The following is a 16,656-nucleotide window of genomic DNA, read 5'->3' as shown; positions in this document are numbered from 1 at the left end:
AGAACCTTCATCGCCCCGTCCCGGCGGAGAGTTATCATGCCGTTTGCAATGGCCCGCTCCTTGATCTGGTTGGCATCGGAAGTTTTCAGGACAAGGGATTTCATATCCCGGTCCATGAGCAGAAGTTCATAGATGCCGCACCTGCCCCTGTAACCGGTATTATTGCACTCCGTGCAGCCCCGGCCCCGATAAACCCTTCCTCCGTTTGATTCTTCCCTGGAAAGGCCAATACGGGCCAGTTCCACCTGGTCGGCAATATACTCTTCCCGGCAATGGGGGCAGATAATCCGTACCAGCCTCTGGGCAAGAACCGCGTTAATGGACGAAGCGATCAGAAACGGCTCGATCCCCATGTCCCTGAGGCGGGTAATGGCACTGGCCGAATCGTTGGTGTGCAGAGTTGAAAAGACCAGGTGACCGGTCAGGGCAGACTGGATGGCTATCTCCGCCGTTTCCGTATCCCTGATCTCACCCACCAGGATAACATCCGGATCCTGACGGACAATGGAGCGAAGTCCGGAGGCGAAGGTCAGGTTGATTTTCGGGTTAACCTGAACCTGGCCGATACCGTTGATACGATATTCGATGGGATCTTCAACAGTAATAATATTGATATCAGTATTATTAATGGCCGAAAGCGCAGCGTAAAGCGTCGTGGTCTTTCCGGACCCGGTGGGACCGGTCACCAGCACAATACCGTTGGCGGCCCTGATTTCCTTTGCAAAAGGGACAAACCGATCCTCCGGCATACCGAGTTCCCGCAGGGAGAGCAGAACAGACGATTTCTGCAGCAGTCTCAGCACAACACGTTCACCAAAGGCGGTGGGAAGGGTGGAGACCCGCACGTCAATCTCCCTGTCCGCTATTTTCAACTCAATTCGCCCATCCTGGGGCAACCGCTTTTCCGCAATATCCAGCTTCGCCATAACCTTCACCCTGGAAACAAGCGCCGACTGCACATGTTTGGGCGGACTGAGCATATCATAGAGTATCCCGTCCAGCCGCTGGCGGATCTTCAGGCTGTTCTGGTACGGTTCAATATGAATATCGGAGGCCCTGTCCCTGACAGCCTGGGAAAACATGAGGTTGACCAGCCTGATAACAGGAGAATCACTGGTATCATCCAGCAAATCACCTATCTCCTCTATTTCGGAAAAGAGCCGTTCCGGATCCTCTTCATCGATATCAGCAAGCACTTCATCAGCCGAACTCTGGGTCAGGTCATAGCTGTAATTGATCGCATTGAAAATGGAGACAAGTGGAGCCAGAACCACCGGGGCATCGGCCAGACCGAGAATACGGCGCACGTCATCAAGTGGTTGAAAGAGAGAAGGATCATTCAAGGCTATAAACTGTTCTTCCGCGCAGAGAACAGGAACCAACTTATTGGTCTTCAGAAAACCGATGGGCAGTTTTTCTGTAAAGCCGGTGGAAATCTCCAGCGGCAGTTCCCGACGAACCTCTAAATCGTATTGGATCCCAAGCCCCTGAAGCAGATCAAATTCATTGATATTCCCCTGTTTTTTTAAAATTTCCCCCAGACGATCACCATTTTCCTGCTGTTTTTCAAGGGCCTCCTGCACCACCTCTTTTTCAACAAGGCCTCTTTCTATTAATATCTGTCCGAGATTTTTCATAAAACCGACATGGCCGGGCCCAATGGCTCAGCCCCGTATGTCCTTTGGGGAATTATGGATTCAGGGTAATTACTCACAGGTGCCCCAGCTTTTCACGGTCTCTTTTGTCCGCATAGGTAGGCTATAGCGAACAAAAGAGCCTGCAAAAATCTGGAGCACCTGTGAGCAATTACAGTTCAGAGGTAATAAAATCATATAATTGCTACCCCAGTGAGTAGTTACGATTCAGGTATTATTTCGTAATTGATCACAGGGAGAGCAACTCTATGATTTTATTGATTTTTTGTAATACGCTCAATATTCTCCTCGGCAATCTGCAGAAGAGAAGCACCATTCTTTTCGGGGTCACTCGTTCTGGGGGCAATTTCCCCTGTATTCAGTGCAATTACAGCCCGGTACATTTGCAGCGCGCCCTGGATATTTCCCTCCTTTTCCAGGACAACACCCATATCCATCAGGGCAAAAGGATTCTCGGGATCAATATCAAGGGCCTCCTGAAAATAATTTTTTGCCTCCTTCAACCTGCCGGCCTGCAGTTTTTCGTATCCGGTGGAAACAAGCCTGTCCGCGTGTTCCGGATTGTCCTCTTTATGCAGTTCTCTGGCCACAGTGGGCAGTACCGTCCCCATATCATCCTCCTTTTTCATGGTCACCGCCGCAAGATCGGCCGGGTTCCTGATGATATGAGGGGTAATAAAAATAAACATATTGGTTTTTACACTTGTGGTTGTATGTGTTTTAAATAACCAGCCAAGCAGGGGAATATCACCGAGAAGGGGCACCTTCCATTCACTTTCCGCCGCGTCCTGCCCGATAATACCTCCAATTACAACCGTATCGTTGTCATTGATAATGACAGTCGTCTCCACCGTTCTTTTGTAGGTTGTCGGGCGAAATTTGTCGGCGGAATCCTTTTCCTTCAGCTTTATTATTTCCGTGGATATTTCAAGTCGAAGTGTATTGGCCTGGTTGATATGCGGCGTTATGGTGAGCCTGGTGGATACGTCCTTGTACTCATACTGGGTATAATCCTGGTCACCGACAGTTGTATTCTGGGACGTGATATACGGCACATTTTCCCCGGCACTCATCACCGCTTTTTTATTGTCGGTGGTCAGGATCTGCGGAGTGGAAATAATATTAATATCCGAATCACTCTTATAAGCCCTGAGAATGGCGGCAATATCGGGAAAAGTAACCCCACCGATACGAATTCCCTGTTTCAGGACACCAAAGGAGAACCCTGTCGGCAAAACAGGGTCTGTGCTGCTTATCCCCCCCAGCATATCAAAAGGAGGATCGGTATTGCCGCTGAAACCGACAGCCATCTGGCCCTTCCCTTCGGAAAAGACACCACCACCGGCCCACTGCACCCCGACATCGAAGGTTTTCTTAGTATCCACCTCCATGATCAGAGCCTCCAGATATACCATTCGTCTTGGGATATCGAGCTTTTTAATCACATCTTCCAGCACCATGTACTCTTCCTTGGTTGCCCGGATCACAAGGGCATTGGTCTCCTCATCCGGCATGATCCTGACATCTTTTGAAATAGGCGGCGCCTTACCCTTGTTTTTTATATTCTTTCCGGTTTCCGGTAAGGCATTCAGTACCTTGGCAAGCTCCACCGCGGTGGCGTTCTGCAGATAAAACACATGGATATTGCCCTCTCCCCGCTCAACTTCACGATCCAGGAGCTTCACCAGGTTTTTTACCCTTTCTATTTCCGTGGCTCCGGCAAGAATAACCAGGCTGTTTACCCGTTCATATGGAACAACCTTTACGCGTTGAGTGAGTCCCGGCCGTGCTCCTTTTCGGGGGACAGGGTTTTTCTGAAAAATTTTATCCAGTATTTTGGCAAGTGATGCCGCAGAACCATTTTCGACCGGAATCACGGCGACTTCAGCCTCTTTTGATTCAACATCAAGTACCTTGATAATCCCCAGCAGTTTCTGAATATTGGACAGGGTCTCGGTTATGATCAGCATTCCGGAAGGAGTATGGGCAATCACCACCGAGCTTTTGGAAACAAGAGGAGTCAGCACCTTCTTCATTTCGAGAGGTGAGCTGTATTTCAGCGGAACCAGCTGGGTCACGATCTTGTCTTCCGGATCATGGGACATACCTATCCGCATCGTTTCAACATTCTGAAACCGTGCCTTGGCGGCCGGCAGAATCTTGATCACGGAACCGGATTTCACTGTTGTATAACCATGGACTTCCAGAACCGATTCAAAAACCCGGTACGCTTCCTCTTCAGAAATTTTCGTTGGCGAAACAATCGTGACATTGCCCTGGACCGACTTGTCAACCACAAAATTTTTACCTGTCAGCTCACTGATATATTTAATAAAAAGGCGAATATCAACACTGTCGAAATCAATGGTGATAAAACGTTGACCCCTGTCTGTTGACTCAAGCGCGGTTCCCGGCAAAGAAAAAGACTGTTTTTCCACGGCCAGTGCAACAGGGGACACAGACAAAAAGATCATCAGCAAAATATGGCATATCTTAAACAGTCTGTTCATTCGTTTATTACCTTTACTGTAATTGGTCACAGGGGTAGCAACTCTTTGATTTTATTAACTCTGAGCTGTAATTGCTCACAGGTGCCGCAGATTTTTTACAGGCTCTTCTTCGTTACAGCTTACCTATGCAGACAAAAGAGACCGTGAAAAGCTGGGGTGCTGTGAGCAATTACCCTTTACTCAATAGGTTGTTCTTCTGTATCCGCTTTCTGTACTTCTGCAGGTGGACGAGGTCTCACCTTTTTTGAACCAACCATTCTGCCGACAAGAACCGGCCGCCGCAGGGGAGCGGAACGTTTTGCCGGCTCCACGGCAACTGGAGCAACAGGTTCCGGAGAGCCTGCAGTTTCACTCATTTCCAGAATCTCATCTTTGCCATTATGGGAGAGCACCACCTTCCCCCGCATAATCTTCCTGATCATGGCACCCTGCACAAAATCTCCCTGCTGATAAAGATTCTGTTTGGCCGTACTCCCATCCAGAATAACAGCTCTTGTTTCCTGCTCTTTCGCTCCGTGAATTGTTCCTTTCAAAACAATATTCAGACGGGTTGCTTCCAGCTCTTCCAAAATAGCGGCACTTTTCTCTATTGTCCTGTTCTTTCCTGCCGGCTCCCCAAAAAGATTCCTCTTTAGAATAATATCATAATTGAGTGGTTGCTTCGATTTTTCAGTCACACCTTTTTCTGAATGCACAGTTGAAGTTTTTTCAGGAATCTTCCTGTCGTCTTTAAAACTCCGCAACAGAAAATATTCCAGTCCACTATAACCACCCTCCACAATACCGACACAGAAAAGGGTGATAAGAAGGAGCGGCACTATACTGGAAAACCGTTGTGTCATGATTTTTCTGAAAAAGATTATATTTACATTTACGTACCAACCCCACCCTGATACCTGTGAGCAATTACTCCCGCACAGATTCATGTCGGGTTCCGGCAGAAGCCAGCCTGAATGTCGGTTTCTCCAGCGTCCCTCCGATTCTGAAACGAAGAGCTGGTTTTCCGGAACGCTGCTTCAGCCTGCCGATAAATCTGTTAATGGCAGGTCTGGCAGCAAGAAACGTCTCATGAAAAAAAAGTAATCCGGTTATCTGCAGACTGCCCTCCGGCGGCAGAAAAGGAGCACGTATCATGCCCGTAAGCTTTGCATCCATATCTTTTCCCCGCATCATTCCCTGCCGAATCACTAACTGACGATCCCGCAGTTGCAGGTTCATCTCCACCTTATCAAAATCTATTGCGACCAGAGTCAGCAACGATCCGGCTAACGGAATGCTTCCCCTTTTCAGTACCAGCTGCCCCTCTCCATCCCCGGTCAGGAATTTTTCAAAGCGGGCCTTGTATCCGCCCGTGAAATTCAGCTGCCCTGTCAATTTTCTGCCCAGACCAGGCATGGACGAAGAAAAAGCTGCCAGATCGATATTCCTGGCCTTGATCTTCTGCAAAACAAGTACTTTTCTTTTCGGTTTTATTTGCAGCAGGACACTGAAAGCACCTCCGTAACAGTATCCTTCCAGCCGCCACGGTCCAAGTATCTTTTTTCCCGCCGGAGACAGATGAAAACTGTCAATCCTGATCTGATCCCGATTACCGGATCTCATCAATAGCTTTACCCGTTTTACTTCGAAGGCAAAAGGAAAATGGTAGACAATTTCGCCAATTGAACACTCCTCCATCTGTGTAAGCCGGGCCAGGCGATGCTCACAATAAGTTTTCAATGCTCCCGCTGGAAACCGGACATAGAGCAAAACAGCCGTCAGAACCAATCCGTAAAAGAGATAGAAAAAGAAGCGTGGAGACATCATTCTTTTCATTTTCCAGCCTTCAATTCATAAGTGGTTACCTGCAGCACGGCATCAAGTGCACCTGTTTGCGCTCCATTTTTCTGAATAGCAATCCGTTTAACGGCCACAACATCCTTTTCAGATTCAATCGCCAGCAGAAATTCAACCAGTTGTTGCAAACCAACACCCTGCAGCTTCATTTCCACCATAAACTCACGAAGATTGCCTTCCCCCTCACCACTGGAAGGTTTCATATACTGAATCATCTTTTTTACACCAACCCGGGCTGCCCGTGTATCAAGAAAGGTGAACAGCGTGAAGTCGTTTGAGCGCAGCTTCACCTTTTCATAAATCCCGCCTTCCTCAGCCTTCAGTCTGCGATATTCATTCTGTAATCTCCGGATGGTTACCAACTCCTCCTTCTTTCGCAAGACAGATTTCTCCAGGTGCTGCCTGGCCTGCTGGAAAGGGAGAATGCCAATTTGTAAAACCAGAAAACAGCAGACAAACAGCCCCCCCCAGAAAAGCACTTTTCTGTCGCGTTCATCAAGGCTGTCTATCCCGGACTTCCGCCTTAAATATTGAAAATAATTGATACGCATTTATCTGTCCTGGTAGAGAAGGCTCAGTCTCAACTCGAACCGCACCCCTTCCCCATCTGTGGCCTGGCTGGCAGAACTTATGACAACATCACGAAAATACGCCGATTTTTCAAGCTCTTTCTGTATATTATCCACTGTATTAAAATCTATTGTTGTGCCGTTCATTCTAACCATATCCGTATCGATAACCATCCTCTTCACCACAACCGGATAGGAAGGAGGAATCCTGGCAGAGATTTCAGTCAACAGTGGAACAATACCGTAACCGCTGACAAACTCTTTGTTTTTATATGTTTTTTTAAGATTATTGATCTCTGCCTGCAACTGCCGGACAGGATTCACTACCCGCTTGACCTGGGGCAGTGTCTCTTTAAAAATCGAAACGATCTGTTGTTTCAACACTGCCTGACGACCTGATGTTATCCGGTAATCATACCCAAGGTACGCTCCCGCAACCGCAAGGGTAACCAGGAGAAACGCACCCGCCTTCAGGGTCACTCCCCTGAACGGCACGGACCCTTTCATTTTTCTGAATTCATCGCGGCGGAAATTAAAAAGGGTATTCTTTCCCTTCTCCTTCATGGCAAGCGAAAAAGCGGCATCCATTATCCCGCCATGATATCGCTCCCGCAAAGACGGGTCGATTTTAATAAGCGGCTGATCAGTCAGGCAGTATTTTTTTACTTCCACACCGATGGAATCGGCAAATCGGGAAAGAGCATCGTCAAGATCGGAACTGTCCCCGAAAAAGCAGATTGTAAACGCGTTTTCTTCCGATTGAGCCAGGCGGGCTCCAAGAAGTGTCTGTTTTAAACGACGAATAAACAGTTCCCCCTTGTCAAACTCACCTTTTCCCTCTGCTGATTCAAGAGATAATGTCCGGACAAGAGCGATTCTGCCATTCCGGACAAAAATAAGTCCGATCAGGGATCCATATCTGTCCAGAAACAGACAATCGCCCTGCAACACGTCAGCCAGGTGGAGCGCCACCCTGCCTGACCGAATTTCAACTGAACCAGGGTCAAAACCGACACTATTCAGTGTTGACAGCAGGCCGGAAAAAAACTCTTTTTCCAATATTGCCGCAATAATATCTGCTTCTTCTCCAACGATTCCTGAAACCAGGAAATCCATATGCAGTTTTGCCGGTTCCACGGCGGAAAAATTTTCGAGCTCATAGGGAAGAACCTGGCGGATCTTTTTCCTGTCAGCAAATGGCAACGACAGATTCCGAAAAGAAAAAAACTCACTCCCCAGGGAAAGACGGGAATCACCCCTGCGGGAAAGATCCACCTCCTTTCCCAGCCTGTCCAGACCTTCCTCCAGGGTGAGATTACGCAACGGGACAGAATGACACTGAATAATTACAAGAACTTTTGCCTGCCTCTCGACCCGAACGGCGGTGATGGCATCTTCAGTGATATCAAGACAAATAATGTTTTCCGCCATACGTTATTCCACCTTCCTGTGAACCATTTCCATGGTCCCGTCCCCATTTCTCCTGACAACAGCGGTAACATGATATGAGCGGGATACGCCCTTCCCTGTAGAATGAAGCAAAAAATAAGAACTCTTTGTTGTCAGCAGTTTTTCATTCAACACTACGTCACCCGGCCATGCTGTCACTTTTTTATACCATCCGGGATCAGCCAGCGATTCCCTGTTGGTTTTATCTTTTCTGAATTGATCAAAGGCGATGGCCAGCTCAGCATCAACCAGTGAATCCATACTTCTGAGCAGCAATGGATCCATGGTGTTGATATTCATTCTGCCATCATTGCCATAAACGGTTACAACATCAGCCAAACCCCTTTTTTTACCGTTTCCAAACAGAAGCAATGGCGTCACACCCTTCACAAGTAAAAGCTCTTCAACTGTTTCCAGAGGGCCGTTTCTGCATTCATACGGTGGGTCCAGTGCCTGGTAATAATTCGATTCGGCGCCATAATCCGACTCATCATCATCCTTGTCTATCCAGTCAACAATGGCATCGACAATATCCCTGGCACCATCTTCTTCCCGCAAGACAAATTCACCGGACAGCAACAGCCGATACAGTATTTTCCGCAGGTCTTCAGCCGTCGAAACTCCACCCCTTTTCCCTGATTTTCCACGACCACCGGAGGCTTCAGTCGTTTGCACAAGACTGTTGAGCTGCAACCTCCCGGAAAGATCCTCTATAACAAGCCGCAGACGACCATTGTCAAACAGAGGGTTGAACGTCTCTTCTTCCAGTGTTGCCCAGCTGTCAAAAAATGAAGCAGAAAGATCCTCCCCCTTTCTCCTGTAGAGCAGTTCCATACCGATATTGATTCCCGATTCCGCAACAGTCCTCAGGTAGCCGTTTGTCTTATAGGAATCGGCCTGTCGATAACTTTGCCAGCTCTCCTGATGGAATATCATGGTGATACCGACAAGCAGACTGACGATCATCACTGTCAGCAAAAGGGCCATGCCCTTTTCATCGGCAAAAACAGATTTTCCTCCGACCGCTCCCTTCATTTTTTCCTCTGCAGGGCTACGGCAGTGGTAAAAACTGTCACATCATCACTGTCAACCGACTTGCCAAAGCTCAGAACGACAGAAACCAATGCCGGGAATCTGTTTTTGTCATCATCAACCGTGTGTTCCCCATCACTGCGCCATTCATCATGCTGCCCACCGTCGACATCATAATATAAAAAACGAACACCTGTCAGTCGATCACAGAGCAGATATTTCCGTCTTTTTTCCTTGTCCAACCCGATTCCGGGCAAAAGTATCCTGTCCGAACGGTACAGGTTCAACAGCCCCGTTGTTCCATCCTCTTCAGCAAAGTATTCTATCAGGGCCATTCCGCTGCCTTTCTCTCCTTTTTTAAAACTGATATGAAGAGTCGAGTAAAACGAAAGCCTGTCACTGTCCATACCCAAATCTTCATGGTGTTCCCCTGACAAGAATCCAGCCTTTCCCGGGAACAGGGAAAAGAGATCCTCATTTATCCGTTCAAGTGCCACCCGCGCCCTGCCGGCGACTGCCATTTTGTCTCCAGTATGGTTGACAACAAGAAATGTCGCATGATACACGCCATAAACGGCTGAAATAACAAGCCCGAAGATGAAAATCGCCAGAAGCAGTTCCATCAGGGTAAAGCCCTTGGTGCTTCGACAGGTTCCGAAATAATCGAAATAATCCATCTTCCTATTCATGACCGATGGCCCGGTAATATCTCAAGGTGCAGCTGTATGGTGAACCATCTCTTTGCACCTGAAGACTGATTTTCTGCAGTTTTTTCCATGGAGCGGCAGAAACAACAATTTCGGACAGCGAAACCTCATCGATTGAAACCTGCCAGGTGTATCCTGGATATTGTTCGCCGAAATCACCGGATTCCTGTGCAGACCCGGTTATACCGGATTGCAGTTCCGCCAGTTTTGTCTCGGCCAGCGAAGCAGCGATTGTATTAAAACGGGCCTCGGTTGCATAGGATAATCCCATGGATTGGGAACCATACAGGGCTACAAGGGCAATGGCCATTATGGCCATCGCTATCATCACTTCCAGCAGGGTAAAACCGGTACTATCCTGGTGGATTTCAGTTGAGTATATTCCGGCGAACATCAGGGAAGAGGTGTATATTTTTCATGGACAGTGACATTTTCCAGAAAAGGTTGAAAATAGAGACTGAATATTTTTTCATTTCTGTCTTTCAGGTGCAGAACCATCTGTTCCATGTATCCTTTTTGATTGATCCATATCTTTTTTTCTCCTTCCGAAAACTGCCCGGAACCTTCAGTCTGGACCTCAAAAATCCGGACCCCATCGGGAAGAACAAGCTTCTCCTGAGGCTCATTTTTTATCCCCTTCCCGCTATCTTCCTGATCTTCCGTAAACCAGAGACTCTGCGCAGTCATATCAATATAAAGAAAATACGACAGTCTCTCCCGGGCCGCCAGTTCACGCACCCCATTTACAAAACCGATGACCTTTCTCGAGGTCGATTTTAAACCGGCATCAAAAAAAATATCACGAAATGGCGGTAAACCGATAAACAGCATAGTGCTGATAAGGGCGAGTACAACAATCATCTCGATCAGGGTGAATCCTCTGTTACCGGAATCGCCCCGGATCATTACTCGATGTCCCAGTTATTGATATCCCTTGCGTCACCTTCCCCGCCCTCCTCTCCATCCAGACCGTAGGAACTTATGTCAATATCACCATGCACTCCGGGACTGAGATAGACATATTCATTCCCCCAGGGATCAAGGGGAACTTTTGATTTTTCCAGGTAACCGCCATCTCTCCATTTCGGGGGAAGCTTTCCCGAGGACGGTGGTTCCACCAGGGCCTGCAGACCCTGATCCGTCGAAGGGTAAACACCATTATCAAGCTTATACATCTTGAGAGCAGTTTCCAGACTCTGGATCTGAAGAGCAGCTTTAGTCCGCTTGGCCTCTTCAGGGTGCCCCATCAGTCTGGGACCGATATAACCGGCCAGAATACCGATGATCACCAGAACCACCAGCAGTTCTATAAGGGTAAATCCACGCTCATCCTTTAACACACCGACACTCTTACTTTTTCTCTGTTTTTCCATAGTTAACCAGACATGCTGTATATATCGGCAATTGACCGACATGCATTGATTCGGGATAATGACCACATATGTTTAATCTGCTGCGCTTTCAATTTTCCCTGTTTCTTAATTTCGAACAAAAATCCTCATTTCCGGACAGGCACCCGCCATGACCTGTCTATGCGGATAAACCGCATGGCCTGACTCTATGACTCGGCCATTTATGCCCAGCGGGCACAAAAAACCAATGAAAATCCGACTGCGGCAATACAGCCTACAGCCGTGGATTTTCAGATAAAAGAAACCGTGAAAAAACCGGGTGACTGCGAGCAGTTACGACTATTCTTTACCCGACCATCTGATTCATTTCAAAAATCGGCAGCAGTATCGAGAGCACAACAAATCCTACAGCAGCCCCCATCACCACAATCATTATAGGTTCAAGCAGTGAAGTCATGGCCTGAACCGCTGTATCAACCTCACGTTCATATGATCCGGCCATCTTACCGAGCATGTTCTCCAGATTACCGCTCTGTTCGCCCACAGCTATCATCTGTACAAACATTGGCGGGAACCAACGGGAAGAGGCAAGAGAATCTGCAATATTCTGACCTTTTTGAATCTGTGATACAGTTTCATCCAGTACCTCATCAATGTGGACATTATCAACAAGAGTACGGACAATCCCCATTGCGGTGACCAGCTCAACCCCACTTCCCAGAAGACTTTCAAGGGTTGATGCAAACCGGGCGAGAATGATTTTTCGAATGACCGGACCGACGACAGGAACCTTTAACTTAAACAGATCCCATAAACGGCGACCATAAGGGCGTCCAAGCATCCAGCGTATGCCGAAAACTCCTGCTGTTCCGGCGACAGCCACCACCCACCAGTATGCCCGTAAAAACCCGCTTAAGCCAAGAAGAAAGAGAGTCGGCACAGGCAGAACCCTGTCCATATCAGTAAAAACTTTTGTGATATTCGGGACAATATAGGTCAACAGAACAAACAGGATTGCACAACCGATAACCGCCATAAAAACAGGGTAGACAAGAGCGGCCCGCAATCGTCCCTTGAGCGCCTCCTGTTTTTCACTGAAATCCGCCAGCTTTTCAAGAACGATATCAAGAGACCCCGATGCCTCACCGGCCCGCACCATATTAGCATAAATGGAAGAAAACAGTTTCGGGTACTCCATAAGGGCGCTGCTGAGGGTGTTCCCTTCATTTACCGAAACTTTTATTTGAGCCAGAACCCTCTTCAAAGCTTTGTTGTCGGTCTGCTCCACCAGAGAATCCAGAGCCTGAACCATGGGAACACCAGCCCCGAGCAGGGTGGCAAGCTGGCGGGTCATGACACTTATTTCACCCGAACCGACCCGGTTGAAAACAGTGAAAGATTTTTCTTTCCCGCCTTTTATTTCCCTCCTGCCATCGGCCTCTCCGACGAAAACCGGATACAATCCTGAAGAACGTAATTTGAATCGGGCGGCAGATTCACTTTCAGCATCGATAATTCCTTTTGATGTCTTTCCTTTTCTGTCGAGGCACTTATATTCATATACAGGCATAATATTAGTTATATCAATTACAAAACAATCACGCCAGAAGAAAAGGAGCTGCTTTTTCCATAACCGTAACCTGTTGCGAAAAAATATAAATACTCAGAGGGTCGGAAGCTATATGATTTTACAACCCCAGAATATTGCCCGGGAACTTTTCTAAATGACTTTTCCGTAGAAATGATTGTAAAATGAGGAGAAGATAATTTAAGGAGAAAAACAGAACTCGAACCACTTACCTGAAATTCAACTCGTGTCTGTCCAGAAATGAGGATTTTTGTTCGAGATCAAGGCGCACGGGAAATTTTACCGCAGGCATATATTTGATATCGGAGTCTACGCTTACCTCCGAGGATAAAATTTTTCGGCCAACGCAGATATCGGGCAAAAAGACCAACTATGGACAGGCACTAACTCCACCCCGTCACATGTACACGCAATACTTTGGTCTAAAGAAAAAACCATTTTCAATAGCCCTGGAACCCGAGTTCATCTACATGAGTACGCCACACCAGGAAGCTCTGGCTCATCTTCTTTACGGAACAGAAAATGACGGGTGCATCGTACTCCTTACCGGAGATGTGGGGACAGGAAAAACAACTCTCTGCCGGTGTATGGTGGACAGGCTTCCTGACCATGCTGAATATGCACTTGTTTTAAATCCAAGTCTCACTATTTCGGAACTTTTGAAAACAATCTGTGAGGAATTCGGGGTATCGGTTCCACCCCACCCTGTTTCCAATAAGGTTTATATTGACCTCCTCAATACATATTTCCTGACGGCCCATGCCGCAGGTAAAAACTGTATTCTTATCATCGATGAAGCCCAGAATCTTGAAATGGATGTACTGGAGCAACTCCGTCTCCTGACAAACCTGGAAACAGATGACCAGAAACTTTTGAAAATTGTCCTGCTGGGGCAATCAGAACTCCGCGACACACTGAGAAGTGAGCAACTTGCTCAGATCAATCAGCGAATAACCACCCGTTACCATCTCCATCCTCTTCCTGCAGACGAGGTAAAAAATTATATCAATCACAGGATTGTACTGGCCGGCGGCCCGGGAATTTCACTTTTTTCACGAAAAGCAGTTCATCATATAATTACATTTTCCCGGGGGATACCGAGAAAAATCAACTTGATCTGTAACCAGGCCCTTCTTGGTGCCTATGCCGGCTCAAAAGAACTTGTTACCGCAAAAATTGCCAGAACCGCCGCCGGCGAGGTGCTGGAAGGGCCGCCTGGTCCTTTATCCGTAAAGCAGCGCCCTGTTTTTATGGGACTTTTCCTTATCTTCCTGACCTGCCTGTTACTCTTTTTTTTAACAACAGGTAAAATAAATACTTTTGGAAAACTGTTTTCGAAGGACAATTCATGGGTCTGCCTGCAGAAAAATTCGGATACTGCCCTGGATAACCCCTTAAAGACATCGACAATCAAGGGACAGTAATCCTATGGCAATAGAATCAGTTTGTGTCTGTCCCTGTGAGGAGTTACATCTTATGTCATATATTCTGAACGCCTTAAAAAAATCGGCCCAAAAAAGACAACATGATGAAAAGCACAGTTACGATTTCATCCGTGATCCTCTGCCAATTACCCTGCCTTTTGATTTTTCAGAGTATCGAAAGCCTGTTTTTGTTTCCTGTTTAATACTTGTTTTTTCTCTCTTTCTTGGAACATGGTTTTTCAAATCCTCCCCGCCGCCCTCAAAACAGGGCAAAAAGGGCGAACAGCATCATCAGGAAACTGCGAGATTAACTCCCAGGGTGTCAACCGTAAAACTTTCAGAGCTGACGATAACCCCCCTCCCCTGGCAGGGTAAAACGCTGTCCGAGCCCCGAAAAAAACCGCGACAGAAAATTCCTCAAATAAATTCACAACCGCTTCCGGACCAACCCGAACTTCCTGCGACAGCAAAGGACAAATTCCCGCAACTCCATTTCGCCGGCCATGCCTACTCCACTATTCCTTCAAAACGGATGATTATCATTAATAACGCCATTCTCAGGGAGGGGGAAAGGATTAACACCCAACTCCGGCTCGTGGAAATAACCCGCCGGGGAATCATCCTGGAACGGGATGGGGAAAAATTCAGGATCGAACTTGAATAGCCCAAAATCACGTCAGGTCTTCAGGGAACCTGCTGGCCCATGAAACCCGGTCGATCTGGAAAGGGGCCTGATCAGGTGAGAAAATAAATTCCTGTTACAGCAATACATGCCCCGGCAACAGCCCTGGTTGAGACATGTTCCTTATGTAAAAATACGGAAAAAGGGATAATTACAACAGGAACCAGGGAGAGAATGGTGGAGGCGACACCGACACTCAGATAATGAAGGACAAACAGTGACAGGGAAACCCCGAGAAAAGGGCCTACAACTGCTCCGGCAGCCGTCAATACGACAGCCCTTCCATCTGTCAGGGCCAGCCTGACCTTCTGCCACCTGCCGGTGAGTGTAAAATAAAGCAGGAAACAGGCAAAGGCTGCAAGAGCACGAATCTGGGTAGCCGAAAACGCATCCAGGTATCCGGTTTCCACCTGCATGCCGATTTTACTCAACACATAGCCCACAGCCTGTCCCAGCATGGCCAGACCAGCAAAAACAACCCCTTTGGAAGATATGTGTCTTCTCTGTCGTTTCAGCCGTCCATGGTTCCCGGCGTCCTTTTCCAGAATAACTGTTCCCACGCCAAAGAGTGTAATCAGCATTCCTGCCCATTGCTGCACAGTATAAATTTCACCAAGAAACAGGTAACCGATAACAGCAGATGCGGGAGCCGCGAGGGAAAATATCAGCATGGCGACCCGGGGACCGATTTCCACAAAAGACTGAAAAAGAAAAATATCTCCTATAAAGAAACCGATGATGCCGGAAAGACTGAGATATATCCAGGCATGGGCGGGAAACTGCCAAGGAAGAAAACTGCCCTGCCGTATCAGCAGCAGGGCGGTGAAAAGAACCAGGGCCACTGTGATCCGTATAATATTGACGGGAATGGCTCCAATCCGCGAGGAAGCTGCCTCGAAAAACTGAACACTCACAGTCCAGCAGAGTACAGTGACAAAAGCCAGTATTTCTCCGGTAAAAACTCCGTCCATCCGCAACTACTCACAAGCGAAAAAATAGGGAAATTGGCAGTCACTCAAAAAGTAACTGATTTCATTAAATGTATCTTAAGGGTACTTTGAAAGATTAGAATTTTCCAAGGAGGCCTTGACCCACCAAGATACCTGATTACGTACAAGACTCAACCTGACATCTGTGACACCGGGGATAGACTTGTTTTATCCGTTCTGTTTTAACAATTATCTGACTACCAATCAAACTCAGCCGGATTGGGAATGTGCCTGCCTTTTCAAGCTGGCCTGCGGTCAAAACTCACTGGAAATTTCAATTGATAAGGAATTCAAATAAAAAAAGTGAAAACTTTGCGGGAAATACGAATAAAACAGAACAGCCCCCGGCTCTGAACTCCGTCAAAGAGAGCCGGGGGCTGTAATAAAGGTTTACCAGCAATCAAAACCGGAAAAACTTCAGGCTAATCTCAATGCACACTCTCCGGATGGGTATACAGATTATAAAGGCCCTCTTCCTCAACCTGAATCCTCCTGCTCAACTGTTCACCGATAGTCTCCAGCTCTTTTCTGAAAGTATCATCATAAACCGCCCCTTCTGCTGTCGCCCTGGTGATAAAAACAAAAACCATATTGCCGATCGCTGTCATTTCCTTCTGCATCCTCCTGGCCAGGTCTTTTTTATCGGGGTCATCAATATAGAGATATTTCAGATAGACATACAGCAGTACGTTTTCCCTTAAAATATGGGCAATAAGCTCTCTTTTGAACTCCTTCAGGTAAAGCCGTACCGATGAACCATCTCCCCTGTCCAGGGCAGCCACAATGGAACTGAACAGAGATATCAACATGACATGTTCATCTTTGAACTCCTCTATCAAACCATTGTGCCAGGAAATCCTTGT

At 47.3% G+C, this 16,656-nt stretch carries 16 protein-coding genes; 2 read left to right on the top strand and 14 right to left on the bottom strand.

All coding sequences use genetic code 11. The features are described from left to right. From gspE to gspF, 12 genes are all read right to left on the bottom strand, one after another. A partial coding sequence (gspE, locus tag ACXLDX_RS06965) for a type II secretion system ATPase GspE (RefSeq protein ID WP_457576470.1) occupies positions 1–1,637 on the bottom strand: 1,637 nt, incomplete at its 3' end. 272 nt (positions 1,638–1,909) lie between these two features. Beyond that, positions 1,910–4,165, bottom strand: coding sequence for a type II secretion system secretin GspD (gene gspD / locus ACXLDX_RS06960; protein ID WP_457576469.1), 2,256 nt, complete (start codon positions 4,163–4,165; stop codon positions 1,910–1,912). Between the two features lie 176 nt (positions 4,166–4,341). Next, positions 4,342–5,007 carry a type II secretion system protein N gene (locus ACXLDX_RS06955; protein WP_457576468.1) on the bottom strand — a complete coding sequence of 222 codons (666 nt, stop codon included), beginning with the start codon at positions 5,005–5,007 and terminating at the stop codon, positions 4,342–4,344. A gap of 64 nt (positions 5,008–5,071) precedes the next feature. Next, positions 5,072–5,980, bottom strand: a complete 909-nt coding sequence (gene gspN, locus ACXLDX_RS06950) for a type II secretion system protein GspN (RefSeq protein ID WP_457576467.1) — start codon at positions 5,978–5,980, stop codon at positions 5,072–5,074. After that, positions 5,977–6,552: a type II secretion system protein GspM gene (locus ACXLDX_RS06945; protein WP_457576466.1), complete on the bottom strand. Its 576-nt coding sequence runs from the start codon at positions 6,550–6,552 to the stop codon at positions 5,977–5,979. Before ACXLDX_RS06945 ends, gspN begins: the two co-directional genes overlap by 4 nt. Further along, positions 6,553–8,001: a PilN domain-containing protein gene (locus ACXLDX_RS06940; RefSeq protein WP_457576465.1), complete on the bottom strand. Its 1,449-nt coding sequence runs from the start codon at positions 7,999–8,001 to the stop codon at positions 6,553–6,555. A gap of 3 nt (positions 8,002–8,004) precedes the next feature. Continuing rightward, complete coding sequence (locus ACXLDX_RS06935) at positions 8,005–9,054, bottom strand: type II secretion system minor pseudopilin (protein WP_457576464.1); 1,050 nt, start codon at positions 9,052–9,054, stop codon at positions 8,005–8,007. Further along, positions 9,051–9,740, bottom strand: a complete 690-nt coding sequence (locus ACXLDX_RS06930) for a PulJ/GspJ family protein (RefSeq protein WP_457576463.1) — start codon at positions 9,738–9,740, stop codon at positions 9,051–9,053. The genes ACXLDX_RS06935 and ACXLDX_RS06930 overlap by 4 nt, the downstream gene beginning before the upstream one ends. Then, positions 9,733–10,152 carry a type IV pilus modification PilV family protein gene (locus ACXLDX_RS06925; RefSeq protein ID WP_457576462.1) on the bottom strand — a complete coding sequence of 140 codons (420 nt, stop codon included), beginning with the start codon at positions 10,150–10,152 and terminating at the stop codon, positions 9,733–9,735. The genes ACXLDX_RS06930 and ACXLDX_RS06925 overlap by 8 nt, the downstream gene beginning before the upstream one ends. Then, positions 10,152–10,664 carry a pilus assembly FimT family protein gene (locus ACXLDX_RS06920; protein ID WP_457576461.1) on the bottom strand — a complete coding sequence of 171 codons (513 nt, stop codon included), beginning with the start codon at positions 10,662–10,664 and terminating at the stop codon, positions 10,152–10,154. Before ACXLDX_RS06920 ends, ACXLDX_RS06925 begins: the two co-directional genes overlap by 1 nt. Next, positions 10,664–11,131 (bottom strand): type II secretion system major pseudopilin GspG, encoded by a 468-nt coding sequence (gene gspG / locus ACXLDX_RS06915; protein WP_457576460.1) that lies wholly within the window; start codon positions 11,129–11,131, stop codon positions 10,664–10,666. The genes ACXLDX_RS06920 and gspG overlap by 1 nt, the downstream gene beginning before the upstream one ends. Before the next feature lie 325 nt (positions 11,132–11,456). Beyond that, a complete protein-coding gene (gspF, locus tag ACXLDX_RS06910; RefSeq protein WP_457576459.1) occupies positions 11,457–12,680 on the bottom strand; it encodes a type II secretion system inner membrane protein GspF in 1,224 nt (407 codons plus the stop codon). A gap of 488 nt (positions 12,681–13,168) precedes the next feature. Here gspF and ACXLDX_RS06905 point away from each other — a divergent pair, with 488 nt between their 5' ends. Next, positions 13,169–14,122 carry an ExeA family protein gene (locus tag ACXLDX_RS06905; RefSeq protein ID WP_457576458.1) on the top strand — a complete coding sequence of 318 codons (954 nt, stop codon included), beginning with the start codon at positions 13,169–13,171 and terminating at the stop codon, positions 14,120–14,122. A gap of 52 nt (positions 14,123–14,174) precedes the next feature. Then, positions 14,175–14,786, top strand: coding sequence for a general secretion pathway protein GspB (locus ACXLDX_RS06900; protein ID WP_457576457.1), 612 nt, complete (start codon positions 14,175–14,177; stop codon positions 14,784–14,786). A 71-nt stretch (positions 14,787–14,857) separates the two neighbouring features. Here the strand turns inward: ACXLDX_RS06900 and ACXLDX_RS06895 are convergent, their stop codons facing one another. Then, positions 14,858–15,775 carry a DMT family transporter gene (locus ACXLDX_RS06895; RefSeq protein WP_457576456.1) on the bottom strand — a complete coding sequence of 306 codons (918 nt, stop codon included), beginning with the start codon at positions 15,773–15,775 and terminating at the stop codon, positions 14,858–14,860. Positions 15,776–16,221: 446 nt separating this feature from the next. Next, a partial coding sequence (locus ACXLDX_RS06890; protein WP_457576455.1) for a hemerythrin domain-containing protein occupies positions 16,222–16,656 on the bottom strand: 435 nt, incomplete at its 5' end.

The sequence above is a fragment of the Desulfomarina sp. genome (genome assembly GCF_054039375.1).
The sequence above is the reverse complement of the archived record's forward strand: the minus strand, read 5'-3'. Positions and strand labels throughout refer to the sequence as shown.